This window comes from Aeromonas sp. Lyrl_2, assembly GCF_051948815.1.
Classification (GTDB): domain Bacteria; phylum Pseudomonadota; class Gammaproteobacteria; order Enterobacterales; family Aeromonadaceae; genus Aeromonas; species Aeromonas veronii.
In genome coordinates this window covers 1-23,633 of sequence record NZ_JAYJLJ010000029.1, presented here as the reverse complement: position 1 = coordinate 23,633, position 23,633 = coordinate 1, and the positions used below count along the sequence as shown (strand labels likewise).

Here is a 23,633-nt window from a genome sequence, read left to right as displayed (position 1 = left end):
AATGGGGCTCTCGGTTGTTGCCCGTCTGGCGGGGCGAATGCGTATTGATGGGCCATTCTAACGGAAAAATGGGCCAAAGAGAGAGCCGCCATTGCTCGTTTCTCCCTGCTGGTTGCCTGTCTCGTCTCGCCCGGTTGGAAGAGGGTCACCGCTGGAAAAATGAGGCGGATGGGGGGATGCGCGAGGATCTTCTGTTATTTATCCACTCATTCTTGGGGCATAATCTCGCCCAGTGATGATTAACCGCCGGGCCAGACCCGAGAGAAGACGCGTAATGAAAATATTGGTGATCGGCCCCTCCTGGGTCGGCGACATGGTGATGTCCCAGAGTCTCTACAAGGCGATCAAGGCCAACCATCCCGAGTGCGAGCTGCACGTGATGGCCCCCGCCTGGTGCTGCGCCCTGCTGGAGCGGATGCCGGAGGTGGACAAGGCGATCACCATGCCCCTTGGCCACGGTGACTTCAAGCTGGTGGCACGCCGCCGCCTCGGCAAGCAGCTGGCCGCCGAAAAATACGATCAGGCCATCGTCCAGCCCAACTCCATGAAATCGGCGCTGATCCCCTGGTTTGCCCGCATTCCGGTCCGTACCGGCTGGAAGGGCGAGAGCCGCTACGGTCTGCTCAACGACCTGCGCAGCAACAAGTCCGCCTTCCCGCTGATGGTGGAGGGCTATCTGGCGCTCGCTTATCCCAAAGCGCAGATGAAGAGTCGGGCCGATATCCCGACCATTCCGCATCCGGCGCTCCATGTCGATCTGATAAACCAGAGCAAGGCGCTGGAGCGGCTGGGGCTGGATCGCGCCCGTCCGGTGCTGGTGCTCTGCCCCGGTGCCGAGTTCGGCCCGGCCAAGCGCTGGCCGGAAGGGCACTACGCCGTGGTGGCCCAACAGCATCTGGACGAGGGGTGGCAGGTGTGGATCTTCGGTTCCAACAAGGATGTGCCGGTGGCCAATACCATCCGGGATCGGGTCAATCTGCTGACTCGCCCCAACTGCCACGTGCTGGCGGGCAAAACCAGCCTGCACGAGGCGATCGACCTGATGGCGCTGGCCAGCCGGGTCATCTCCAACGACTCCGGCCTGATGCACATCGCCGCCGCCCTCAACCGGCCGCTGGTGGGCGTCTATGGCTCCACTTCGCCGCTCTACACCCCGCCGCTGGCGGATCGGGTCGAGATCGTTCACACCGACATCGAGTGTCGCCCCTGCTTCAAGCGCACCTGCAAGTTCGGCCATCTCAAGTGCCTGATCGACCTGGCGCCGGAGCAGGTGGTCGATGCCTGCAAGAAGCTGGAGCAGAGTCAGTAAGATGCCCTACCGCCTGCTCTACAACCTGCTGATCCATCTGGGATTGCCGCTGGCGCTGCTGGCCCTCTACAAGCCTAAGAAAGGCAAGCCCGGCTTTGGCAAGCGCTGGGCCGAGCATCTCGGGCGGCTGCCCGCCACCGGACAGGAGGCGCCGCTCTGGATCCATGCGGTGAGCGTGGGGGAGACGCTGGCCATCACGCCGCTCATTCGCGCCCTCAAGGCGGAGCGGCCCGATCTGCCGATCGTGCTCACTACTACCACCCGCACCGGCGCCGATCAGGCTGCCAAGCTGGGGGATCTGGTGATCCATCGTTACGCGCCGCTCGACTACCCCTGGGCCATTGCCGCCTTTCTCGACACCTTCAAGCCGCGCGCGCTCTGGGTGATGGAGACCGAGCTGTGGCCGAACTGGCTGGCCGCCTGCGAGGCGCGCCACCTGCCGGTGACCATCATCAACGCCCGCCTCTCCGAGCGTTCCTGCCAGCGTTATGCCCGCTTCCACGGCGCCTTCGATGCCCTGAGCCGGCCGCTGACCCATCTGCTCTGTCAGCATCAGGATGACGCCGACCGCTTCGCCCGCCTCGGCATCGATCGTTCGCGGCTGGCGGTGACCGGCTCAATCAAGTTCGACATCCAGTTTGGTGACGAGGTGCAGGCCAAAGGGCGCGCCTTGCGCCAGCAGCTGGGGGCGGATCGGCCGGTCTGGATTGCCGCCAGCACCCATCTGGGTGAGGACGAGCAGGTGCTGGCCGCCTTCGATCTGCTGCTCAAACGCCATCCCGCTGCACTGCTCATTCTGGTGCCGCGCCACCCCGAGCGGTTCGACCGGGTGGCCGAGCTGTGTGCCCCTTACGGCTGCGTGCGGCGCACTGATGGTGCTGCGGTGAGTGCGGAGGATAAGGTCTATCTCGGCGATACCATGGGCGAGCTGCCGCTGATGCTGGCGGCGGCCGATGTGGCCTTCGTCGGCGGCAGTCTGGTGAAGATCGGCGGTCACAACCTGCTGGAGCCGGCGGCCCTCGGCAAGCCCTGCCTGACTGGACCCGCCTACTTCAACTTCAGCGATATCACCCGCCAGCTGGTGGCTCAGGGTGGCGCCGCCATCGTGGCCGATGCCGCCGAGCTGGGCGAGCGGGTGAGCCAGCTGTTTGCCGACGACAACGCTCGCCGCGAGATGGGCGAGCAGGCCCGCGCCGTGGTGCTGCGCAATCAGGGAGCCCTGGCGCGCACCCTCTCTCATTGCTTGGCTGCGCTGGAGAACGACTGAACCCATGATGAGCACCGCACTGGCTCTCGATTTTCAACTGCAAAAGCGTCAAAGCAGCTGATCCCCGTTTCACACGTCATCAAAGAGGCAACCATGTTCAAGGCTCTGTTACTGGAAAACCAAGACGGCAAGACTGTACCGACTCTGACCCGGCTGGCCGAGAGCCAGTTGCCGGAAGGTGAAGTGCGGGTGGCGGTCGCTTACAGCTCCATCAACTACAAGGACGGGCTGGCCATTACCGGCAAGGGCAAGATAGTGCGTCAGTGGCCGCTGGTGCCCGGCATCGACTTTGCCGGTACCGTGCTTGAGTCTGCCGACAGCCGCTATCAGCCCGGCGACAAGGTGGTGCTGACCGGTTGGGGCGTGGGCGAAGGCCACTGGGGCGGTATGGCTGAACAGGCGCGGGTCAAGGGGGACTGGCTGGTGCCGTTGCCCGCTGGGCTGGATGAACGGCAGGCCATGTGCATCGGTACCGCCGGTCTCACCGCCATGCTCTGCGTGCTGGCGCTGGAAGAGGCGGGTATTACTCCCGCAAGTGGCGAGGTGCTGGTCACCGGCGCGGCAGGCGGTGTGGGGGCCACCTCGGTCGCCCTGCTGGCGGCCCTGGGCTATCAGGTGGCGGCGCTGACCGGTCGTCCGGAAGAGCAGGGCGCCATGCTGACCGCACTGGGTGCCAGCCGCATCGTGCCGCGTAGCGAGCTGCTGGTGCCTGCCAAACCGCTGGAAAAACAGCTGTGGGCTGGCGCCATCGATACCGTCGGCTGTCAGGTGCTGGCCAAGCTGCTGGCCCAGATGAACTATGGCGGGGCTGTGGCAGCCTGCGGGCTGGCGGGCGGCTTCGATCTGCCGACTAGCGTGATGCCCTTCATCCTGCGCAATGTGCGGCTGCAGGGGGTCGATTCGGTGATGTGCCCGTTTGAACGTCGTCAACTGGCGTGGCAGCGACTGGCACGGGATCTGCCCGCCAGCTTCTTTGAACAGGCGGTTACCGAGATTGGGCTGGAGCAGGTAGTGGAGGCCGCCGAGGCCATCACACAAGGCCAGATCGCCGGCCGGACTCTGGTCAAACTTTGAGCTCTCTCTGACTGGCGAGCCCGATAATTCCGGATAAAATTGGAGTGCGGGTGAACTATCCAAGGAGAGTGAAGATGGGTGGACACAAGCCGGATTACGACTCCTCTGATGATGATTGGGAGCCGGATTCCTGGGAAGAAGAGCTGGATCAGTGGGAAGATGAAAGCTGGCAGGATGATGACACTTTCGATGACCAGTGAACCACGGCATTGAACGAACAGGCGGGCTTTGGGCCCGCCTGATTTTTTTGCCGCGCTCACATGGCTGAGCGTTCGTCCTTGGTCAGGGGAGGGGCGCTGGGTAGAATGAACTGCCCAAATGACGCTCAAGGATGACTATGCGACTCACCATCATATTGTTGGCTGCCCTGCTGGGTGGCTGTGTCTCCAACGATGATCCCTGCGAGAAGGTGTGGAGTGAGGTGGGGGAGGCGGATGGCAAGCTGGGCTTCACCACCGAGCGGATCGAGTTCCATCAGGGGCAATGTGGCAAGAAGGTGGATCCTGAACTGTGGAAGCAGGGACATCAGAAGGGATTGGCATGGTATTGCCGCCCCGAGCACCTCTATCTGGCTGGCCGCTCAGGCGAGGAGTATCGCGGTGTCTGCCCGAATGATACCCAGGCGCGCAGATTGTTCGAACAGGGGCGTCAGGGGTGGACCGATCAATAACGCCCTGACAGGGAGGGGCGTTACTCCTCTTTCAAGCGCAGCGGCTGGCAGAGGTAACCCTTGTCATTGGCACTGCGGGCGCACTTGCTGCAGACAAACTTGGGTTTGCGGACTATCTTGCGCAACGCCTTGAGATCGGTGGGGATCTCGTGACGGCGCCATTCACACAGGGTTTTGCTGCCCATAACGACTACCTCTACGACTTGACGGCCGTATTGTAATCGATTTTCATTTCGAATAAACCGGCAAAGCTCGCTTATTGGCCGATATGCCAATAAGCGATTGTTTCGGGAGGGATTACTGGTAGAGGAACTTGGTGAAGATGAGCTCGCGCACCGCTTTCTTGCCGGTCTCTTTCACCAGCAGTTCGTTGACGGTTGTCTCGCACTCCTTGCGCAGCTCTTCTCGGTTGGTCAGGGACTTCACTTGATCGGCATTTTTGCTGCCAATCAGACGGATGATGGCATCGCGGATCAGCGGGTCATGCTGCTCCAGCAGCTTGAGGTCGGCTTCGTTTTCCGCCATCAGCTCCACCGTGACCCGGATATAACCGAGGGTTTTGCTATCACTCAGGTAGTTGGTGATGATGTCGGGATCGAGCGCGTGGTAGGAGAAACCGGGCTTGGCAGCCCCCTCTGCGCCCTCGGCGGGCGGCTCATCTTCAGCCAGAGCTTGCTGCTGCAGGGCGCCACAGCTCAGTAACAACACCAGCAGAATTTTGAAGATCTTCATATAGATGGCTCATCAGCAAGAGATAACCCATTTTTGATGTTGCCATCGGGGCCGTCAAGCACGGATGTTCTTACATTTCGCTATTGATTTACGGATAATAAACCGGATTTTAACCTGAACACGGAAATCTCTGGATGGTGAAGCTGTGAAGTCCGAGTTGACTGTTCCCCTCACGCCGTTAAGCGGGTGGCTGGCCCCCGAATGTTGCGAATTGCCCGCCAGCTTGCGCCCCTGGCTGCTGGAGCCCGGCTCCATGACCCGGCGGCTGCGTCAGCACAATCGCCACTTTTCGGTGGAGTGGCTGGGCAATCACCCGGTCTCCCTTACTGCCGATGAGCAGTGGCTGGTGGATTCGGCCTCGCCGGCCGGTACCTGCCGCGAGGTGATCCTGCACGGGGATCGTGGGCCCGCCGTGCTGGGCTGGACCCTGTTTGCCGATGACGCACTGCAAGGGAGCGGCATTGCCGAGCTTGGCGAGCAGCCGCTGGGTGAGCGGGTATTTGGCCATGAGCCTGCCCGCCGCGATCACCTGCAGCTGGCCCGTTTCGATATTGCCGCCAATCCCCGTTGCCCGGCCGCCACCGTCTGGGGACGTCGTTCCCGTCTGTTTCTGGGGCAGTGGCCACTGCTGGTGCACGAGCTGTTTCTGCCCTCTCTCGTCTGTGACAAGGAGCTGGAGTGAATCTGTTAACCAAGGAGCGGGGACTTGCCTACATGCAGTTGGCCCGCGTCGACAAACCCATAGGCACTCTGCTGCTGCTGTGGCCAACCCTGTGGGCGCTCTGGCTGGCCGCTGGTGGCCTGCCCAATCTCTGGGTGCTGACCGTGTTTGTGGTCGGCGTCTTTCTGATGCGCTCGGCAGGGTGCGTCATCAACGACTATGCGGATCGCAACTTCGACGGCCATGTCAAACGCACGGCCGGTCGCCCCTTGCCCACGGGCAGAGTCAAGCCGTGGGAGGTGCTGGCGCTCTTCTTCGTGCTGGCGCTTATCTCGTTTGGTCTGGTGCTGACCATGAATCCGCTCACCATCGGTCTGTCGTTTGTCGCCCTGCTACTGGCGGTGAGCTACCCCTTCATGAAGCGCTTTATCTCCAATCCCCAGCTGGTGCTCGGGATGGCCTTCTCCTGGTCGATCCCCATGGCCTATGCGGCGCAGGCGGATGCTCTGCCGCTGGTGGCCTGGCTGCTCTTCTTCGCCAACCTGCTCTGGACCGTGGCTTACGACACCCAGTACGCCATGGTGGATCGGGATGACGACCTCAAGATCGGCCTCAAATCCAGCGCCATCCTGTTTGGTCGTTACGACAAACGGATCATCGGCGCATTGCAACTCTCGACTCTGCTGCTGTTGCTGGCGGTCGGGCAGTTGATGACGCTGGGGGGGGGGTATTACTGGGGATTGCTGGGAGCGGCGGTGCTGTTTGTCTATCAGCAGCGGCTCATTCGCGAGCGGCAGCGGGAAGCCTGCTTCCAGGCGTTTCTCAACAACAACTATGTGGGGGCGCTGGTGTTTGCCGGTCTGGTGCTCGATTACCTGCTGGCGTGACATGTTCCCGCGCAGACTCCGATAAAAAAGAAGGCCGCATCATGCGGCCTTCTTTGTTTGCGTTGCAGATCAGAGCTGATTGCCTGCCTGAATGGTGCGGCGGATCTTGTTGCTCAGCAGCGGCACTATGTTGTCGGCCAGCGCCTGGAAGCGGCCAAGATCCGGCTTGCACTCGGGAGAGAGGTAGCCCTCTTTGCGCAAGGTGTGGATCAGGGTGCTAAACAGCTTCTGGTCGAAGAACTCGGGGGCGTTGATGCCGTGCAGGGTGCCGAGGCGCTCTGCCATCATCAGGCCGTCCGCTTCCAGCTGCTCCGCCTCGATATGAGGCTGTGCCAGCACCCGGGTCAGCACGATGGCGTAGCGTTGCAGGGTCTCCTGAATGCTCTCAGCCAGCAGCAGCAGGCGCATCTGGTTGGCCGGATTGACCCAGTAGCCGTCATCGCGGGTCTCGATCAGTTGCTGGGTTTGCAGCGCGTCGAGCAGGCTGTCGACCAGCGCCGGCAGATCCTCCTCTTCATAACGCAGGAACAGCTCGGTCTTGAGCAGCGGATAGATGTCGATGCAACGAGCCATGATCTCGCTGCGGGAGATCCCTTCGCACCGTTCGATCAATGCCGCCACCAGAGAGGGCATGGCGAACAGGTGGAGGATGTTGTTGCGGTAGTAGGTCAGCAGGATCGCCTGATAGCGGTCGAGACTGATGATCTGCCCCAGCTTGTCCTCGCTCACCTCGAACTTGTTGAGCTCCATCGCCTGATCCAGCAGGGTCTTGGCATCCTCATCCGGAATGGTGCTCTGCGGGCTGTAAGGCACCGCTTTGAGCAGATCCAGATAGGTGTTGAGCTGGGCCTGCAATTCGTCGCGGGTCAGGGCGTGGCGCTCGGCGGCCAGCAGCGCCAGCGCGCTCAGGGTCAGGCCGTTGACGGCGGCAGCGCCGTTGATGCGGGTCATCAGCAGTTCGGCCAGATTGTTGACGGTGCCCGCCATCCACTCCGGACGCTCCTCTTCCCCGATGTGCTTTTTCCAGTCGGGGATGTGTTCGCTCAGGTAGCTGTTGAGAGTCAGCGGCTCGCCGAAGTTGACGAAACCACGGCCGTAGTTGCGCAGCTTGCGCAGGATGCCGAGCACCTGCAGGAAGCTCTCTTTCTCCTTGCGGCTCCCTTTGAGCTCGTTGTGGTAGGTGTTCACCTCCATCACGTGCTCGTAGCCCAGATAGACCGGCACCAGAGTGACCGGCCTGTCCAGCCCGCGCATCATCGCCTGCAGGGTCATCGCCAGCATGCCGGTCTTGGGCGGCAGCAGACGGCCGGTACGGGAGCGACCACCTTCGGTGAAGAACTCTACCGAGTAACCCTTGGCAAACAGCAGGTTGAGGTATTCACGAAATACCGTGCTGTAGAGCGGGTTGCCCTTGAAGGTGCGGCGAATGAAGAAGGCGCCGCCGTGGCGGAAAATCGGGCCCGCCGGCCAGAAGTTGAGGTTGATGCCTGCCGCGATATGGGGCGGCACCATCCCCTGGTGGTAGATGACGTAGGAGAGCAGCAGGTAGTCCATGTGGCTGCGGTGGCAGGGGACGTAGACGATCTCGTGCCCTTCCTGCGCCAGTTGGCGCACCTTCTCGGCGCCATTGACCGACAAACCGCGGTAGAGCTTGTTCCACAGCCAGCCGAGGAAGCTCTCGCCCAGGCGGATCAGCCGGTAGGAGAAGTTGGAGGCGATCTCGTCCATGTAGCCATGGGCGCGCTTTTGCGCCTTCTCGAGGCTGATCCCCTCGCGCTGGGCCTCCTCTTCAATTGCCTGCTGGATCACCGCGGAGTCGAGCAGCTGCTTGAACAGCAGGTTGCGGTTCGGCAGTTTCGGGCCGGTAGCGGCCAGCTGCTGGCGGCTGAAGTGGGTACGGGCCACTCGTGCCAGCTTGTGGGCGATCGCCTCGTCGGTGCCGTGCTTGTCGGCCATGTAGCGCAGGGAGAGGGGCGGCGAGAAGCGCACCAGATTTTCGCGACCCTTGAGGATCACGATAAGTGCCTTCTTCAGCCGGTTCGGCGCCAGGCTGCTGATGATGTTGAGGCCGGAGGCTTCTTCCCCTTCCCGACCCGGAGCGCGGCCCCAGAACAGGGTGACGGGCACCACCTGGATATCCAGCTCGGGATCCTGCTTGTGCAGATCCAGCAGCTGGTGGAACTCCTGCAGGAAGGGGAGCGGTTTGCTGCGTTTGCCAAACAGGGGAGGCGGACGATCCAGACAGACATAGCGCGGCAGCAGCTGGCCGTTGAGCTCCAGCGGCGTGAAGGGGCCGGGCAGACCGAGATCCTCGCAGCACTGCTGCAGGGTCATCAGGTCGGTGATCGAACTGGTTTTCAGGGCATAGACGATGGGTCTGGCCGGATCCAGATTGAGTTCTGTGATGGGATTTTCCGGCAGGCTCTTGTGATTGACCAAGCCGCTGACCGGCCATTGCAAGATGGCTCTGGAAATCTTCTGTCCTAGGGACATGTGCGTCTGCTCTCCAAAAAAATGCGGCGTGAGCATAGCAAATCGACAGCCCCTTGTCGCCGAGAGGTACGATGAGTCGGCTGCGCAGGATCAAAACAGTAGTAAATGAGGGGTTGGTTGCGACAAATGTCAGCTGCGCCTTGCCTTGGCCACTGCACTGTATATACTGCCAGTGTGCTGTATAAAAAGACAGGTGCCAATTCTATGAAACCCCTTACCCCCCGCCAGGCCGAAGTGCTGGAGCTGATCAAGGTGAACATGAGCGAGACCGGTATGCCGCCGACTCGTGCCGAGATTGCCCAGAAGCTTGGTTTCAAGTCGGCCAATGCGGCCGAAGAACATCTGAAGGCCCTGGCCAAAAAAGGGGTCATCGAGATCATGCCGGGCACGTCCCGCGGCATTCGCCTGTTGCTCGAAGAGGAAGAGGTGCTGGAAGAGAGCGGCCTGCCGCTCATCGGGAAGGTTGCCGCCGGTGAACCCATCCTGGCTCAGGAGCATATCGAGAGCCACTATCAGGTGGATCCCGCCCTGTTCCACCCGCGCGCTGATTTTCTGCTGCGGGTGCAGGGGATGAGCATGAAGAACATCGGCATTCTGGATGGCGATCTGCTGGCGGTGCACAAGACCCAGGAGGTGCGCAACGGTCAGGTGGTGGTCGCCCGTCTCGATGAGGATGTCACCGTCAAGCGCTTCCAGCGCAAGGGCAGTCAGGTATGGCTGCTGCCGGAGAATGAAGAGCTCTCCCCCATCGAGGTGGACCTCTCTTGCCAGCAGCTCACCATCGAGGGGCTGGCGGTCGGGGTGATCCGCAACGCCGACTGGATGTAATCATCCCCGCCAACTGCGTTTGCCACACGGCCTCCTTCGGGAAGCCGTGCTGTTTCTGGCGCACTTTCCCTGTCATATCAAACAGATCATCGGCGGCGGCATTTTTGTCCTGCGCGACCGGCTACCAATCATCCATTTCAGATATATGCTCAGATCAGTGCCCTGTCGCCGAGATAGGGCTTGGCGCCTCCCTCTGACCATCGCAATGCGCAGGACGGGAGAGCCGGTAACAACGAGAATCGGGCAGTACACCTTCACGGGATATGAAGGGGGAGTGGGGAGATCCCGAGCCTTGTCGGGCAAAGGGGACCACTCGTAATGGTTGCAGATAGTCGTGACGGGCCTGTTCCCAGTTCAGGCCGACGAAGCAACATGACCTGTCGGTCAAGGAGGACTGGTATGGCATCAAGATCGCCATGGGATTCAGAGGCTGGGGCTGCGCCAGCGGAATCGTCAATCACCCGTTTCGTCAAAGGTAGCCGGATGACCTGGTTTTACGGTCTCTGGCTGCACCATCGTGGTTCGCACTGGACGCTCTGGCTGGGATGCCCGAAAGAGAAGGTGGTGCGTCTGGTGCTGCTGTTCAAGCGTGGTCACGGTGATCGCCAGGGGGAAGAGGGCTGGCTGGCCCCCGTGATTCCCATCGGCGTGCGGGCCATCGGCAAGATGTTGCAGCAGGGGCGTAACGCTCGCCCCTGAGCAGAAGAGACAAACAAATCCATCCATAACCGGCACCCAAGGGGGCCGGTTTTTTTATGGCTGAAATTGGCGATTAATTATGCCAAATGGTCGACTCCTGACAGGGCGTTGCACAAGGTTGAACCACCTTGGCGGCTCGCTGGGGTACAATGCCCCCTTCTTGTCCGGTCACTGCTGGCCATCTGCCTCGAACTGAAAGGGTCTCTTGTTATGATGAAGCTCCGCTATCCCTTGCTCTTTCTGCTGCTGACAGCCTGCCTGCTCCTGGTGTTTTACGCCACACAGCCAGAGCAGCCGGAACAGGCCGATTATTATCCGGCGGGGCGGGATATCAATGATTTCGCCTTTACCGATGCGGACAACCAGCCGTTCACCCCTGCCAGCCTGAAAGGGCACTGGACCTTCCTGTTCGTCGGCTACACCTTCTGCCCCGATATCTGCCCCACCACCCTGGCAGATATGCGCTCCGTCTATGACCAGCTGAAGAAGATGGCGCCCGACAGTCAGGTGGTGTTTATCTCGGCGGATCCCCAGCGTGACGATATTCCACGCCTCAAGACCTATACCGCCTTCTTCAATCCCGAGTTCAAGGCGGCCACTGCCCCCCACGACAAGCTGTTCCCGTTCGTGCGCAATCTGGGGCTCATCTACTCCATCGCCAATCAGGGGGAGAAGGATTATCTGATCGATCACTCCGCTTCCATCGTGCTCATCAATCCCAAGGGCAAGCTGCAGGCGGTGTTCCGCCCGCAGGTGGCGCCGGGTCAGGTGCCCAGGGTGCAGATGGCCACCATGCTCTCTGACTTCGCCCGCATTCTGAAGCTGGCCGGCTACTGAGCGTGACCCCATCTGCTGTCCCCTGGTGGCTAGATCCCTCTCGCCACCGCGCCGTCTTTGCGCTCGCCCTGCCGATGGTTTTCTCCAATATCACCACCCCCTTGCTGGGGCTGGTGGACACCTGGGTGATCGGTCATCTCGGTCAGGCCTGGTTTCTGGGGGGCGTGTCGGTCGGTGCGACTCTGATCAACCTCATCTTCTGGCTGCTCGGCTTTTTGCGGATGTCGACCACCGGCTTGACGGCGCAGGCGCACGGCGCCGCCGACGGTCGTGCCCAGCTCGATACCCTGCTGCGGGCGCTGGGGTTGGCCATTGCTCTTGGCCTGGCGCTGCTGTTGTTGCTCTTCCCCCTGTTGCCACGACTGATCGTCCTGAGTGGCGGCTCGCCCGAGGTGCAGCTTTATGCGGGCCAATATGTGGCGGTGCGGATCTGGAGCGCCCCGGCGGCGCTCTGCAATCTGGTGGTCATGGGCTGGCTGTTGGGGATGCAGGATGCCCGCAGCCCCATGGTGATGCTGATCCTCACCAATCTGGTCAATATGGCGCTCGATGCCCTGTTTGTGCTGGGGCTCGGCTGGCAGGTGCGGGGTGTGGCGGCGGCCTCGGTCATGGCGGACTACTGCGCACTGGCAGTCGGTATCTGGCTGGTACGCCGTCAGCTGCGGCAACTGGCGCCGACGGTGTGGCTAGATGGCTGGCAGCGCTGGCGGCAGTTCGCGCCCATGGTGCGGCTGCTCGGCCTCAACCGCGATATCTTCCTGCGCTCCCTCTGTTTGCAGCTCTGTTTCGCCTTCATGACTCTGCAAGGGGCGCGGCTGGGGGATGTGGCGGTGGCCGCCAATGCGGTGCTGCTCAACTTCCTGATGCTTATCTCCTATGGGCTCGATGGTTTTGCCTATGCGGTGGAGGCCATGGTAGGACGAGCCATCGGTCAGCGGGATCGGCAGAAACTGCGGGAGGCCATCGTGCTCAATCTGGGCTGGGCCGCCCTCATCGCCAGTGGTTTTACCCTGGTGTTTGCCCTCTTTGGTGCCCACCTTATCGGCTATATCACCGACATTCCGGCCGTGGTAGCGGAGGCACATCGTCAGCTTCCCTGGCTGATCGCCATGCCCTTGCTGGCGGTCTGGTGCTTCCTGCTGGATGGCGTATTTATCGGGGCGACCCGGGCGCGGGAGATGCGCAACAGCATGTTGCTGGCCGCGTTTGGCGGCTTCTTCCCGATCTGGTGGCTCTGTCAGTCGTGGGGCGTGGCAGCGTTATGGGCGGCGATGGCGGCGCTGATGGTGGGGCGCGGTCTGTCGCTGGGGGTCACTTGCTGGCGGCTGGAGCGCAGCGGGCATCTGCTCGACGCCCGCCACTGATCATCGGTGGCGCTTACATGGCACCGTCGTAGTCGAGCTGGCGCCAGCTCTCGTAGACAAAGACAGACACCGCGTTGGAGAGGTTCATGCTGCGGCTCTGGGGCACCATAGGGATGCGCAGCCGCTGCTCGAACGGCAGACTCTCGATGATCTCGATGGGCAGGCCGCGACTCTCCGGGCCAAACAGCAGGGCGTCGCCAAGGGCATATTGTGCTGCCGAGTGCGCGGTGCGGCCCTTGGTGGTGCAGGCAAACACCCGCTTGGGCGCTACGGCAGCCAGAAAAGCCTCATAGCTTGGCCAGTGCTTCACCTCGGCAAACTCGTGATAATCGAGTCCCGCCCGCTTTACCCGCTTGTCATCCCACTCAAATCCCAGCGGCTCGATCAGATGGAGCCGGTAACCGGTATTGGCGCAAAGCCGGATGATATTGCCGGTGTTGGGCGGAATTTCCGGCTGGTAGAGGACGATATCGAGCATGACGAGCTCCTGCAAAGAGATGTAAAGCCAAGAAGGGGCGCCAGCATACCCAGCGCCCGTCCGGATGAAAAGGATCAGGCGATGGGCAAGCGGATGGTGATGGTCAGCCCGGTCGGGTGATTGTTGCTGGCCGCAATGGTGCCGCCGTGGCGCTGGATCGCCTCCGAGGCGATGGCCAGCCCCAGCCCGGTGCCGCCAGTCTTGGCGTTGCGGGCGTCATCGACCCGGAAGAAGGGTTGGAACAGCAGCGCCTGCTGCTCGTCAGGCACCCCGGGGCCGTCATCCCGAATGGTCATCACCCACTCCAATCCCTCCCGATACCAGTCCACCTTGATGAACTCGCGGGCATATTTGAGGGCGTTGCGCAGGGGGTTCTCCACCGCCCGGGCCAGCAGCTCGGGCCACATCTGGATCGACTCTGCGGGCAGCGGCGGCAGTCTGAGTTGTTTGCCGCTCTGATTCGCTTCGAACATGGCATCTTCGAGGATGGGTTCCAGCAGGTCGGCCAGCGGGTGCACCACCGGTGCCTCCACATGCTGCTGCACCCGCGACAGATCCAACAGATCGCCGATCAGCTTGTCCAGCCGTCCGATCTCCGATTCGATCCGCGCCAGCTCGGCGCTGTCACCCTGCTTGCGGCGGATCAGCGCCTGCGCCAGTTGCATCCGGGTGAGGGGGCTGCGCAGCTCGTGGGAGATATCGGAAAGCAGCTGTTTCTGCTTCTGGATCATGCTCTTGAGCGTCTCCACCATGCGGCTGACGTTATCCGCCAGCTGGCCGATCTCGTCGCCCCGTCCCAGGTTGGGTATCTGTACCTCCAGATTGCCGGCCGCCAGTTGGGAGACCGATTTCTGCAACTGCAGGATGGGCCGGGTCAGCCGCCAGGCGAGCAGCAGGCAGAGCGGGGTGCTGACTAGCATCGAGATGCCCAGAATGCGGATCGGGTGATCCAGCACCTGAATAAACAGGAACAGGTAGGGATTCTCGGCATTGAGGCCGAAATAGACGTGATAGCGATGGCCGTGGTGTTCCATCAGGAAGGGGCCGGCGATCGCCTTGCGATCCTCGTTGCCCAGCATGGGGTTGGCCGGGTCATCGGCATCCACCATAAAGCGCACCACGAACTTGCGCGGATGGGTGGTGGACTGGATCTGCCCCTTCTCGTCGCGCAGGTAGACGTTGTCCACCGGCAGCATGGCGATCTTGTCCATCGCCTTGGCCAGATCGAAATCCTGATCCGGCTCGGCGGCGTTGAGCAGGGCCTGCACGTTGTTCTGCATCCGCGCCACTTCATGGGTCGGCAGCGGGATCTGGTTGCGGGGATCCAGGGTCGGCAGGCTGATCACGGCGGCCAGCATCACCAGCAGCATGAACCAGAACCAGAGGAAGATGTGGGTCGAGATCCCGTTGAGGGAGTTGATGCGCTCTATTCTTGCTCTAGCCACAGGTACCCGCGCCCCCGTACGGTTTTGAAGCGGGGCTGGCCATCGGTGCGGTCCGGCAGCTTCTTGCGCAGGTTGCTCAGGTGCATGTCGATGGCCCGATCGAAGGGTTCCAGCTTCTTGCCCAGCACCTGCTCGGAGAGGTGGCTCTTGCTGACGATCTGGCCGGGATTGCGCAGCAGGCACTCCAGCAGGCCAAACTCGGTGGCGGTCAGCTCCAGCAGTTGTTCGCCGCAGCGGGCCTGCTGCAGGCCGGGCTGCAGCACGATATCCATGAAGTGCACTTCGTCGGAGGAGTTGCCGCGCTGGGGCGGGGCGCTCTGGGTGCGGCGCAGGATGGCGCGTACCCGGGCCAGCAGCTCCCTGTCATCGAATGGCTTGGCCAGATAGTCGTCGGCGCCCGCTTCCAGACCGTTGACCCGATCCTGGCTGTCACCGCGGGCGGTCAGCATCAGTACCGGGGTATCGTGGGTCTTGCGCAGCTTGGTCAGCATGGCAAAGCCGTTGAGCTTGGGCATCATCACGTCCAGCAACACCAGATCGAAGCTCTGCTCCGCCAGCCGTTGCAGCCCCTCTTCACCATCCTCGGCGACCGTGACCTGAAATCCCTCCAGGGTCAGAATTTCGGTGAGCAGTTGGGTCAATTCAAGATCGTCGTCGACCAGGAGTATTCTGTTCATCTGGTGTTATTCCGCAGATTTTCGCGCCAAACTGACGCCGGGGTCAGGGTATAATAAGTTTTTCATCGCCAGAGGAAAGCCGGTTTTGAGCCATCAACAATATTCCCGTTGGGTGACCTTTGCCAGCATAGCGGCGGTTACCACCGCTACCTTGCTGATCATCGGCAAACTGATCGCCTGGCTGATGACCGACTCGTCGACCCTGCTGGCATCGCTCACCGACTCCTTCATGGATGTGAGTGCCTCCATCATCAACCTGTTGGCCATTCGCTATGCGCTGGCCCCCGCCGATGACGAGCACCGTTTCGGTCACGGCAAGGCGGAGTCGCTGGCGGGCCTCATCCAGTCGGCCTTTATCTCCGGCTCCGCCCTGCTGCTGGTGATGCACGGAATTTCATCCCTGCTCAATCAGGCGCCTATCCTGCGGCTGGAAGCGGGTCTCTGGGTCAGCGGCGGATCCATCGTGCTGACCCTGCTGCTGGTCAGCTTCCAGAGTTTCGTTATTCGCAAGACCAACAGTGTGGCCATCAAGGCCGACATGCTGCACTACCGTTCCGATCTGCTGCTTAATGCCGGTGTCTTGCTGGCGCTGGTGCTGGCGGGGCAGGGGTGGTACTGGGCCGACGGCCTGTTTGCCATCCTGATCGGGCTGTTCCTGTTGTGGGGGGCGGGACACATCGGCTACGAGTCGGTGCAGGCGCTGCTCGATCGTCAGTTGCCAGCGGAAGAACAAGCGAGAATAATGGCGCTCTGCTGTGCCGTAGAAGGTGTACACGGCGTACATGACCTGCGCACCCGTCAATCCGGGCCGACCCGATTCGTACAGTTGCATCTTGAACTGGATGATCAGATCCCCCTGGTCAAGGCCCATCAGATCGCCGATGAAGCCGAACTGGCGGTACGCCAGGCATTCGAGCGGATGGATGTCATCATCCACATGGACCCCATCTCGGTGCTGACAAAAGAACAACAGAGCCCTCACCCAGAACAACAGTAGGCTGCAACATGGATGAACTGGTTGCCAAAACCTGGCACAAAATTCAGCAAGAAGCGGAGTGCATGGCGGCCCAGGAGCCGATGCTGGCCAGCTTCTTCCACTCCACCATTCTCAATCACAAGAACCTGCGTTCGGCCCTCAGCTTCCAGCTGGCCAACAAACTCGACAGCGCCACCATGCCCGCCATCGCACTGCGCGAGGTGATCGAGCTGGCCCTGCGCAGCGAGCCCGAGCTGCTGACGGTAGTGGCGGCCGACATCTGCGCCGTGCAGGAGCGGGATCCGGCGGTCGACCTCTTCTCCACCCCGCTGCTTTACCTCAAGGGGTTCCATGCCCTGCAGGGCTATCGGGTCGCCAACTGGCTGTGGCGTCAGGGGCGCCGCTCGCTGGCCCTCTATCTGCAAAACCAGATCTCGGTGGTGTTCGGGGTGGATGTGCACCCGGCCGCCCGTATCGGCAAGGGCATCATGTTTGACCATGCCACTGGCATAGTGGTCGGCGAGACGGCGGTGATTGAAGATGATGTCTCTATCCTGCAAAGTGTGACCCTAGGTGGTACCGGCAAGGAGAGCGGCGATCGCCACCCCAAGATCCGCGAAGGGGTGATGATAGGGGCGGGCGCCAAGGTGCTCGGCAATATCGAAGTGGGCGTGGGCGCCAAAATTGGTGCGGGCAGCGTGGTGATCAACCCGGTGCCGCCTCATACCACGGTCGCTGGCGTACCCGCCAAGATCGTCGGCCGTCCGGAGTGCGACAAGCCTTCACTGGATATGGATCAGTGTCTCTGATCTCCCGGCCGGAGTAGTCGATGGCCAAACGTTGGTCGGGTTATCTGATTTTGGGGATGTGGCTGCTCAACCTGCTGCATCTCTATCTGGGGCTCTCCCCCTGGCCTGCGGCCATGGCGGCCTGGGGGGCGTCACTGCTCACCTGGCCCTGGCTGGTGGGGGCCGCCAAGCGGCAGGCGCTGGCCTTGTATGGTGCCGCCCTGCTGCTGTTCTTCTTCTCCTGGTGGCAGGGAGCGACCCTCACCGCCGGTGACTGGCTGCTGCCCAACATCAATATGCTCACCATGTTTGCCGCGGTGAGCACCCTCAATCTCGCCACCTCGGGTCTCTTGACCGGCACAAGCTCATGGATCGGGCGCAAAGGGCTGTGGAGCACCATGGCCAGCCTCAATCTGCTGGGGGCGGTCATCAACCTCTCGGTGCTGTTTATCATCGGCGATCGGCTGGAGCGCAATGGCACCCTGGAGCGGCGTCAGGTGATGGTGCTGAGCCGGATTTTCTGTGCCGCCGCCTTCTGGTCACCTTTCTTTGTCGCCATGGCGGTAGCGCTCACCTATGCGCCGGGCTTGCAGCTCTCCCATATTCTGCCGTTCGGGATCCTCGCCGCTTTGCTGGCGATGGGGTTGACTGCCTGGCAGGTGGAGCGGATCGGGGTGGATGACTTTGCCGGTTATCCGCTGCGGTTGCAGACCTTGGGGTTGCCGGTCACGCTGGCGCTGCTGGTGCTGCTCATCAAGCAGATCTGGCCCCAGCTCGGCATTCTGGCGGTGATCGCACTGGTGGCCCCGCTGCTGGCGCTGCTCTTTATGCCGAGGGCCGGGCGCAAGGCGGCCCTCAAGCGGCAGGTGGTGGAACGCTTTCCCGCCATCGGCGGTCAGCTGGTGCTGTTTCTGGGGGCCGGTTTGCTGGCGGCAGGCATCAACAGTGCGCTGTCGGTCATCGATCTCGGCGCTGGTCACGGCTTGCCGCTGTTCAACCACTTTGGCTGGCTTGAGGCATCCCTCACTCTGCTGCTGATCCTGCTGGTGGCCATCGTCGGGGTGCATCCGCTCATCAGTATCTCCGGGCTGGCGCCACTGCTCTGGCCGCTGGCGCCGGATCCCAGCCTGCTCGGCATGTGTTTCCTGCTGGGATGGGGGCTTGCCACCGGCACCAGTCCGCTTTCCGGCTCCAATCTGGCGCTGGCCTCCCGCTACAACCTCAGTGCCGGGCTGATCCTGCGCTGGAACCTGCTCTACGGCTTGCTGATGTATGTGGTTGCCTGTCTGTTGCTGGGGGCTTATATCGCCTTGCATGGATAACGGCGGCGCCGTCAGGAGGGGGCAAATGATGCGCGGGTGGCGGGGTCTTTTACGCACGGCTCAGTGTGTTGTCGCGGCTCTAGCGCAGGATGCGAGAAAAATAGACGCATATTTAGACAATACATCTATGGAAGGCGCATTTTACAGCGCACTGGCTTGTTTGTGCCGATGCGCTCGGGGTATGCTGGCTTCACGCGCTTGTATCGCCCTCTGTGGGGCATCGCAATTGAACAAACAGGTATGCATATGTCACTAGAAGTCCTTGAGCAACTCGAATCCAAAGTACAATCCGCCGTCGACAACATCTCCCTGCTGAAGATGGAGCTGGACGAGCTGAAAGAGCAGAACAGCAAGCTGCAAGACGAGAACCATCAGCTGCGCAACGAGCACACTGCATGGCAGGAGCGTCTGCGTGCCCTGCTGGGCAAGATGGATCAGATGGGCGAAACCATCTAATTCATCGCCTTCAGGCAGAATTGAAAACGGGCCGCTCCATGAGCGGCTCGTCTGTTTTTGGCGGGATGGGAATTACAGCGCCAGCAGTTGCTTGACTGTCTTCTCGATGCCGTCTGCCGCTTCGACAATGTTGTTGGCCAGCATGTAGGCGGGGGTGGAGATCACCTTGCGCTCCTGATCCACTACGAACTCGTTGACCGGGCAGTTGAGATGGCTGCCACCCATCGCCTCGATGGCGTTGGCGGTACCCTCGTCATGGCCGATGGTCGCCAGCGTCCCGGCACCATAGATCAGCGGGATCATGGCGGGCGCGATGCAGATATAGGCGGCCGGTTTGTTGGCGTTGGCAAAGCTCTGGCACGCTTTCAGCACATCGGGCTGGATCTGGCACTCGGCCTCTTTGATAGCGAAGTCGCACAGGTTTTTGGCCGCGCCAAAGCCGCCGGGCACCAGCAGCGCGTCGTAATCGGCCGCATCCAGCTCGGCCACATCCTTTATCTGGCCACGGCAGATGCGGGCCGCTTCGACCAGCACATTGCGGCTCTCTCCCTCGCTCACTTCACCGGTCAGGTGGTTGATGACATGGAGCTGCGCCACGTTCGGGGCGAAGCACTGGACGGCGGCTCCCTGACGGGCCAACGCCAGCAGGCTGATGACGGCCTCGTGGATTTCGGCCCCGTCAAAGACACCGCAGCCACTCAAAATCACGGCCACTTTTTTCATGGCAAACTCCTCGTTGTTGAAAATGTGAGCCAGGATGGATTGTTGTACTTTTGTATGGTTATCGCTCGCCCTCCGCTGGTCAAGTCATCTTGCTGTGCTAGGATTGTTTCGTTTTGGATCCTGCCGTACCTACTCCCTTAAATCTTTTTCCACATTGATCGAGATCATTCTAACTGTCTCGCGATCGGTTTTTACGATCTCAATGCATTGTTTTTAATGGGTTTTTATATTCTTATGCACAGTTTTATCACTGTGCGCTCTGATGCGTCCCATTTTTGAACACAGAGTTATCCACAGATTGAGTCCCTTTATCGGGCGCTGTGTGCTGTTGCTGCGCCCCTTGGTGTGAGGGGGGCCCTGTGGCATCCTAGCGGCTGTTTATCTCTGGCAGGACGATTTCATGGCCCCTAGCAACCCCCTTATTCTGGTCGACGGCTCCTCTTATCTTTACCGCGCCTTCTTCGCCTCCCAGCAGGCCGATCTGCGCACATCGACCGGTTTGCCGAGCGGCGCCGTCCGTGTCATGGCCAACATGATGCGCAGCCTGCGCAAGCAATATCCTGACTGTCATGTGGCCGTGGTGTTTGATGCCAAGGGCAAGACCTTCCGCGACGACATCTATCCCGAATACAAGGCGACCCGCGCCAGCATGCCGGACGATCTGCGCAGCCAGGTTGCCCCGATCCACCAGATGATCAAGGCGATGGGCTTCCCCTTCCTGATGGTTGAAGGGGTTGAAGCCGACGACGTGATCGGCACCCTGGCCCGCCAGGCGACCGAGAAGCAGCTGCCGGTGCTGATCAGCACCGGTGACAAGGATATGGCACAGCTGGTCTCCGACCATGTCACCCTGATCGACACCATGAAAGATGTGAAGACCGATCGGGAAGGGGTGATCGAGAAGTTTGGCGTACCGCCCGAGCTCATCATCGACTATCTGGCCCTGATGGGTGACAAGGTCGACAACATTCCCGGTATGACCGGTGTCGGCGAGAAGACCGCACTGGCTCTGCTGCAGGGGATTGGCAGCATCGACGAGATTGCCGCCAACCTCGACAAGGTAGCTGCGCTCGGTTTCCGTGGCTCCAAGGCCTTTGCCGACAAGTTCCGCGAGCAGGAGGAGCAGGTTCGTCTCTCCTATCGACTGGCGACCATCAAGACCGACGTCGAACTGGAACAGAGTCTGGAAGAGCTGTTGCTCAAGCCGGTCGACAAGGAGTCCTTGCTGGCGGTCTATCGCGAATACGAGCTGCGCAACCTGATCAAGGAGCTGGAATCCGGTGGTGAAGAGGGCAGCGAGAGTGCCGGACAAGACGAGGCTGGCGATGAGAGCGCCGCTCCGGTTGCCGCCATCGAAACCGACTACCGCTGCATTCTGGACGAAGCCGAGTTTGACGGCTGGCTGGAACAGCTGAAAGCGGCACCGCTGTTTGCCTTCGATACCGAAACCACCAGTCTCGATTACATGGAGGCGCGGATCGTCGGCGTCTCCTTCGCGGTTGAGCCGGGCAAGGCTGCTTATGTGCCGTTTGGCCACGACTATCTGGGGGCACCGGTACAGCTGAGCGAGGCCGTGGTGTTGGGCAAGCTCAAGCCGCTGTTGGAAGATCCGACCCGTCTTAAGGTGGGGCAGAACCTCAAGTACGACCGCAACGTGCTGCTCAACCATGACATCGACCTGCAGGGCATTGCCTACGACACCATGCTCGAGTCCTACGTGCTCAACTCCACCGCCAGCCGTCACGATATGGATTCGCTGGCCAAACGCTATCTCGGGATCGAGACCACCTCCTTTGAAGATATCGCTGGCAAAGGGGTGAAACAGCTCACCTTCAACCAGATCGAGCTGGAGCAGGCCGCCCCCTATGCGGCGGAAGATGCCGATATCACCCTGCGTCTGCACCAGACCCTGTGGGGTCAGCTGGAGGCCGTGCCGGGTCTCGCCAAGGTATTCAGCGAGATCGAACTGCCCCTGCTGCCAGTGCTGGCGCGGATGGAGTTGCTCGGCACCACTATCGATCCCAAGTTGCTGCACCAGCAGAGTCAGGAGATCGAGCTGCGGTTGGGGGAGTTGGAGAAGCAGGCCCATGAGCTGGCCGGACAGGAGTTCAACCTCTCCTCGCCCAAGCAGTTGGGGGAGATCCTCTTCACCAAGCTGGGCCTGCCGATCATCAAAAAGACGCCGAAGGGCGCACCGTCCACCGCAGAAGAGGTGCTGGCCGAGCTGGCGGAGACCTACGAGCTGCCGCAACTGCTGATGGAGCATCGTGGGCTGGCCAAGCTCAAGTCCACCTACACCGACAAGTTGCCGCTGATGATCAAGCCGCAGACCGGGCGGGTACACACCTCCTATCATCAGGCGGTAGCGGCTACGGGCCGCTTGTCATCATCTGATCCCAACCTGCAGAACATCCCGGTGCGCAATGAGCAAGGGCGCCGGATCCGTCAGGCCTTCATCCCGAGCGCCGGTTACAAGCTGGTGGCGGCGGACTACTCCCAGATCGAGCTGCGCATCATGGCGCACCTCTCCGGTGACAAGGGGCTGCTGACCGCCTTTGCCGAGGGCAAGGACATCCACAAGGCGACTGCCGCCGAGGTGTTCGGCGTGGCGCTCGATGCGGTCACCACCGACATGCGCCGCAGCGCCAAGGCGATCAACTTCGGCCTTATCTACGGCATGAGTGCCTTCGGTCTGGCCAAGCAGCTGGGGATCGGTCGTGCCGAAGCGCAGAAGTACATGGATCTCTACTTCGAACGCTACCCGGGCGTGCTGGAGTATATGGAGCGCACCCGTCAGCAGGCGGAAGCCCAGGGGTATGTCGAGACCCTGTTTGGTCGTCGCCTCTATCTGCCGGATATCAAGTCCCGCAACGCCGGTCTGCGCAAGGCTGCCGAACGGGCCGCCATCAACGCCCCGATGCAGGGCACGGCCGCCGATATCATCAAGCGCGCCATGATCAACGTGGACAGCTGGATCCGCGGTATCGAGGATGAGTCGATCCGCATGCTGATGCAGGTACACGATGAACTGGTGTTCGAGATCCGCGAAGAGAAGCTGGAGGAGTACACCGCTATCATCAAGGAGAAGATGTCTGCCGCAGCCGAACTGGATGTGCCGCTGGTGGTGGAGGCGGGCACCGGCGACAACTGGGATCAGGCCCATTGATCTCCGGTCAGCCGTTTTGCACTGCTATATAGCTATATAAGAAGCGAAGCCCGGCATGATGCCGGGCTTCCTGTTTCTGCCAGCCCTATCAGGTCTCTTGCAGATACTCATCCTTGAGCAGGACATAATTGTCCGCCGAGGTCTTGAGGAAGGCGATCTCGGCGGGCTTGAGCGGGCGAGCCTGTTTGACGGGATTCCCTATATATAGAAAGCCCGACTCGAGTCGCTTGCCCGGTGGCACCAGCGAACCTGCGCCGATCATCACATCATCTTCAACCACGACGCCATCAAGCAGAATGGCACCCATGCCGACCAGTACCCGGTTGCCGATGGTGCAGCCGTGAAGCATCGCCTTGTGACCCACAGTGACATCTTCACCGATCAGCAGCGGATAGCCGGTTGGGTTGCTGGCGCTCTTGCGAGTCAGGTGCAGCACAGTGCCGTCCTGAATATTGCTGCGGGCGCCGATGCGGATATGGTTCACATCCCCCCGCGCCGCCACCATGGGCCAGATGCTGGCGTCGTCGGCCAACTCGATATCGCCCACCAGTGTTGCGCAGGGGTCTACATACACCCGTTTGCCCAGTTGCGGGCATTTTCCCTTATAGGGTCTCAGTCGCAAGTCCATCTTGGCCTCCTTGTTTTCGGCCATTCTAGCAACCAGAAGGGTGTTTCTGTGGATAAGTTTGTATAAAAGCTGTGGCTGGATATGAATAACTAAAAAAGTGCGCTTTTTTGCAATTTTATTGCCGATGAGGGGTTGCCAGAAAGAATCTGTTCC

24 protein-coding genes are annotated in these 23,633 nt (G+C 61.1%); 16 read left to right on the top strand and 8 right to left on the bottom strand.

The features are described from left to right. Positions 1-274 precede the first annotated feature (274 nt). From waaF to VF684_RS19110, 5 genes are all read left to right on the top strand, one after another. Positions 275-1,309 (top strand): lipopolysaccharide heptosyltransferase II, encoded by a 1,035-nt coding sequence (gene waaF / locus VF684_RS19130; RefSeq protein ID WP_005339516.1) that lies wholly within the window; start codon positions 275-277, stop codon positions 1,307-1,309. 1 nt (position 1,310) lies between these two features. After that, positions 1,311-2,576, top strand: a complete 1,266-nt coding sequence (gene waaA / locus VF684_RS19125) for a lipid IV(A) 3-deoxy-D-manno-octulosonic acid transferase (RefSeq protein WP_139440747.1) — start codon at positions 1,311-1,313, stop codon at positions 2,574-2,576. Positions 2,577-2,669: 93 nt separating this feature from the next. Continuing rightward, positions 2,670-3,650, top strand: coding sequence for an acrylyl-CoA reductase (NADPH) (gene acuI / locus VF684_RS19120; protein WP_139440748.1), 981 nt, complete (start codon positions 2,670-2,672; stop codon positions 3,648-3,650). Between the two features lie 74 nt (positions 3,651-3,724). Next, the gene (locus tag VF684_RS19115) at positions 3,725-3,850 is read left to right on the top strand and encodes a hypothetical protein (RefSeq protein WP_005339521.1); all 126 of its coding nucleotides are present in this window, start codon (positions 3,725-3,727) and stop codon (positions 3,848-3,850) included. A gap of 137 nt (positions 3,851-3,987) precedes the next feature. Continuing rightward, positions 3,988-4,320, top strand: coding sequence for a DUF2799 domain-containing protein (locus VF684_RS19110; RefSeq protein ID WP_040069401.1), 333 nt, complete (start codon positions 3,988-3,990; stop codon positions 4,318-4,320). Between the two features lie 20 nt (positions 4,321-4,340). Here VF684_RS19110 and VF684_RS19105 read toward each other — a convergent pair whose 3' ends face one another. Both VF684_RS19105 and VF684_RS19100 read right to left on the bottom strand, forming a co-directional pair. Next, complete coding sequence (locus tag VF684_RS19105) at positions 4,341-4,505, bottom strand: hypothetical protein (protein WP_005339525.1); 165 nt, start codon at positions 4,503-4,505, stop codon at positions 4,341-4,343. A gap of 112 nt (positions 4,506-4,617) precedes the next feature. Then, positions 4,618-5,052 (bottom strand): flagellar basal body-associated protein FliL, encoded by a 435-nt coding sequence (locus tag VF684_RS19100; protein WP_005339527.1) that lies wholly within the window; start codon positions 5,050-5,052, stop codon positions 4,618-4,620. Between the two features lie 145 nt (positions 5,053-5,197). Between VF684_RS19100 and VF684_RS19095 the strand changes: the two genes are divergently transcribed. Further along, entirely contained in the window at positions 5,198-5,734 is a 537-nt protein-coding gene (locus VF684_RS19095) for a chorismate--pyruvate lyase family protein (protein WP_127008536.1), read from the top strand. Next, the gene (gene ubiA / locus VF684_RS19090) at positions 5,731-6,600 is read left to right on the top strand and encodes a 4-hydroxybenzoate octaprenyltransferase (RefSeq protein WP_043826418.1); all 870 of its coding nucleotides are present in this window, start codon (positions 5,731-5,733) and stop codon (positions 6,598-6,600) included. Before VF684_RS19095 ends, ubiA begins: the two co-directional genes overlap by 4 nt. 69 nt (positions 6,601-6,669) lie before the next feature. Here the strand turns inward: ubiA and plsB are convergent, their stop codons facing one another. After that, the gene (gene plsB / locus VF684_RS19085; RefSeq protein WP_058057057.1) at positions 6,670-9,093 is read right to left on the bottom strand and encodes a glycerol-3-phosphate 1-O-acyltransferase PlsB; all 2,424 of its coding nucleotides are present in this window, start codon (positions 9,091-9,093) and stop codon (positions 6,670-6,672) included. A gap of 204 nt (positions 9,094-9,297) precedes the next feature. On the opposite strand from plsB, the gene lexA reads away from it, so the two are divergent. The 4 genes from lexA (at position 9,298) to dinF (ending at position 12,821) form a co-directional block, all read left to right on the top strand. After that, positions 9,298-9,921, top strand: coding sequence for a transcriptional repressor LexA (lexA, locus tag VF684_RS19080; RefSeq protein ID WP_005339540.1), 624 nt, complete (start codon positions 9,298-9,300; stop codon positions 9,919-9,921). Between the two features lie 483 nt (positions 9,922-10,404). Then, a complete protein-coding gene (locus tag VF684_RS19075) occupies positions 10,405-10,620 on the top strand; it encodes a hypothetical protein (RefSeq protein ID WP_019446524.1) in 216 nt (71 codons plus the stop codon). Positions 10,621-10,830: 210 nt separating this feature from the next. Then, positions 10,831-11,457: an SCO family protein gene (locus VF684_RS19070; RefSeq protein ID WP_139440749.1), complete on the top strand. Its 627-nt coding sequence runs from the start codon at positions 10,831-10,833 to the stop codon at positions 11,455-11,457. A 2-nt stretch (positions 11,458-11,459) separates the two neighbouring features. After that, the gene (gene dinF, locus VF684_RS19065; protein ID WP_201998877.1) at positions 11,460-12,821 is read left to right on the top strand and encodes an MATE family efflux transporter DinF; all 1,362 of its coding nucleotides are present in this window, start codon (positions 11,460-11,462) and stop codon (positions 12,819-12,821) included. A gap of 13 nt (positions 12,822-12,834) precedes the next feature. On the opposite strand, the gene trmL is transcribed toward dinF, so the two are convergent. From trmL to VF684_RS19050, 3 genes are all read right to left on the bottom strand, one after another. Then, positions 12,835-13,299, bottom strand: coding sequence for a tRNA (uridine(34)/cytosine(34)/5-carboxymethylaminomethyluridine(34)-2'-O)-methyltransferase TrmL (gene trmL, locus VF684_RS19060; RefSeq protein WP_440174361.1), 465 nt, complete (start codon positions 13,297-13,299; stop codon positions 12,835-12,837). Positions 13,300-13,373: 74 nt separating this feature from the next. Further along, positions 13,374-14,744 (bottom strand): ATP-binding protein, encoded by a 1,371-nt coding sequence (locus VF684_RS19055; RefSeq protein WP_005356054.1) that lies wholly within the window; start codon positions 14,742-14,744, stop codon positions 13,374-13,376. Then, positions 14,726-15,421 (bottom strand): response regulator, encoded by a 696-nt coding sequence (locus VF684_RS19050; protein ID WP_005339549.1) that lies wholly within the window; start codon positions 15,419-15,421, stop codon positions 14,726-14,728. Before VF684_RS19050 ends, VF684_RS19055 begins: the two co-directional genes overlap by 19 nt. Before the next feature lie 85 nt (positions 15,422-15,506). Between VF684_RS19050 and fieF the strand changes: the two genes are divergently transcribed. The 4 genes from fieF to VF684_RS19030 all read left to right on the top strand — a co-directional run bounded on the left by fieF (position 15,507) and on the right by VF684_RS19030 (position 18,963). Beyond that, positions 15,507-16,418: a cation efflux pump FieF gene (gene fieF / locus VF684_RS19045; RefSeq protein ID WP_005339551.1), complete on the top strand. Its 912-nt coding sequence runs from the start codon at positions 15,507-15,509 to the stop codon at positions 16,416-16,418. 8 nt (positions 16,419-16,426) lie between these two features. After that, positions 16,427-17,206 carry a serine O-acetyltransferase gene (gene cysE / locus VF684_RS19040; protein ID WP_005339552.1) on the top strand — a complete coding sequence of 260 codons (780 nt, stop codon included), beginning with the start codon at positions 16,427-16,429 and terminating at the stop codon, positions 17,204-17,206. Positions 17,207-17,226: 20 nt separating this feature from the next. After that, positions 17,227-18,507 carry a hypothetical protein gene (locus VF684_RS19035; protein WP_107683343.1) on the top strand — a complete coding sequence of 427 codons (1,281 nt, stop codon included), beginning with the start codon at positions 17,227-17,229 and terminating at the stop codon, positions 18,505-18,507. Between the two features lie 246 nt (positions 18,508-18,753). Next, positions 18,754-18,963 (top strand): cell division protein ZapB, encoded by a 210-nt coding sequence (locus VF684_RS19030; protein ID WP_005339554.1) that lies wholly within the window; start codon positions 18,754-18,756, stop codon positions 18,961-18,963. Positions 18,964-19,035: 72 nt separating this feature from the next. Here the strand turns inward: VF684_RS19030 and elbB are convergent, their stop codons facing one another. Continuing rightward, a complete protein-coding gene (gene elbB, locus VF684_RS19025; RefSeq protein WP_107683342.1) occupies positions 19,036-19,686 on the bottom strand; it encodes an isoprenoid biosynthesis glyoxalase ElbB in 651 nt (216 codons plus the stop codon). 400 nt (positions 19,687-20,086) lie between these two features. Here elbB and polA point away from each other — a divergent pair, with 400 nt between their 5' ends. Then, positions 20,087-22,852 (top strand): DNA polymerase I, encoded by a 2,766-nt coding sequence (gene polA / locus VF684_RS19020; RefSeq protein ID WP_139440751.1) that lies wholly within the window; start codon positions 20,087-20,089, stop codon positions 22,850-22,852. 88 nt (positions 22,853-22,940) lie between these two features. On the opposite strand, the gene VF684_RS19015 is transcribed toward polA, so the two are convergent. Further along, positions 22,941-23,480: a gamma carbonic anhydrase family protein gene (locus tag VF684_RS19015; RefSeq protein ID WP_005356065.1), complete on the bottom strand. Its 540-nt coding sequence runs from the start codon at positions 23,478-23,480 to the stop codon at positions 22,941-22,943. Positions 23,481-23,633: the final 153 nt, after the last annotated feature.

Bases quoted from the DNA above. Each gene is read 5' to 3' on its own strand.
- waaF (WP_005339516.1), top strand. From the start codon at position 275: ATGAAAATATTGGTGATCGGCCCCTCCTGGGTCGGCGACATGGTGATG.
- waaA (WP_139440747.1), top strand. From the start codon at position 1,311: ATGCCCTACCGCCTGCTCTACAACCTGCTGATCCATCTGGGATTGCCG.
- acuI (WP_139440748.1), top strand. From the start codon at position 2,670: ATGTTCAAGGCTCTGTTACTGGAAAACCAAGACGGCAAGACTGTACCG.
- VF684_RS19115 (WP_005339521.1), top strand. From the start codon at position 3,725: ATGGGTGGACACAAGCCGGATTACGACTCCTCTGATGATGATTGGGAG.
- VF684_RS19110 (WP_040069401.1), top strand. From the start codon at position 3,988: ATGCGACTCACCATCATATTGTTGGCTGCCCTGCTGGGTGGCTGTGTC.
- VF684_RS19105 (WP_005339525.1), bottom strand. From the start codon at position 4,505: ATGGGCAGCAAAACCCTGTGTGAATGGCGCCGTCACGAGATCCCCACC.
- VF684_RS19100 (WP_005339527.1), bottom strand. From the start codon at position 5,052: ATGAAGATCTTCAAAATTCTGCTGGTGTTGTTACTGAGCTGTGGCGCC.
- plsB (WP_058057057.1), bottom strand. From the start codon at position 9,093: ATGTCCCTAGGACAGAAGATTTCCAGAGCCATCTTGCAATGGCCGGTC.
- lexA (WP_005339540.1), top strand. From the start codon at position 9,298: ATGAAACCCCTTACCCCCCGCCAGGCCGAAGTGCTGGAGCTGATCAAG.
- VF684_RS19075 (WP_019446524.1), top strand. From the start codon at position 10,405: ATGACCTGGTTTTACGGTCTCTGGCTGCACCATCGTGGTTCGCACTGG.
- VF684_RS19070 (WP_139440749.1), top strand. From the start codon at position 10,831: ATGATGAAGCTCCGCTATCCCTTGCTCTTTCTGCTGCTGACAGCCTGC.
- trmL (WP_440174361.1), bottom strand. From the start codon at position 13,299: ATGCTCGATATCGTCCTCTACCAGCCGGAAATTCCGCCCAACACCGGC.
- VF684_RS19050 (WP_005339549.1), bottom strand. From the start codon at position 15,421: ATGAACAGAATACTCCTGGTCGACGACGATCTTGAATTGACCCAACTG.
- cysE (WP_005339552.1), top strand. From the start codon at position 16,427: ATGGATGAACTGGTTGCCAAAACCTGGCACAAAATTCAGCAAGAAGCG.
- VF684_RS19035 (WP_107683343.1), top strand. From the start codon at position 17,227: ATGGCCAAACGTTGGTCGGGTTATCTGATTTTGGGGATGTGGCTGCTC.
- VF684_RS19030 (WP_005339554.1), top strand. From the start codon at position 18,754: ATGTCACTAGAAGTCCTTGAGCAACTCGAATCCAAAGTACAATCCGCC.
- elbB (WP_107683342.1), bottom strand. From the start codon at position 19,686: ATGAAAAAAGTGGCCGTGATTTTGAGTGGCTGCGGTGTCTTTGACGGG.
- polA (WP_139440751.1), top strand. From the start codon at position 20,087: ATGGCCCCTAGCAACCCCCTTATTCTGGTCGACGGCTCCTCTTATCTT.
- VF684_RS19015 (WP_005356065.1), bottom strand. From the start codon at position 23,480: ATGGACTTGCGACTGAGACCCTATAAGGGAAAATGCCCGCAACTGGGC.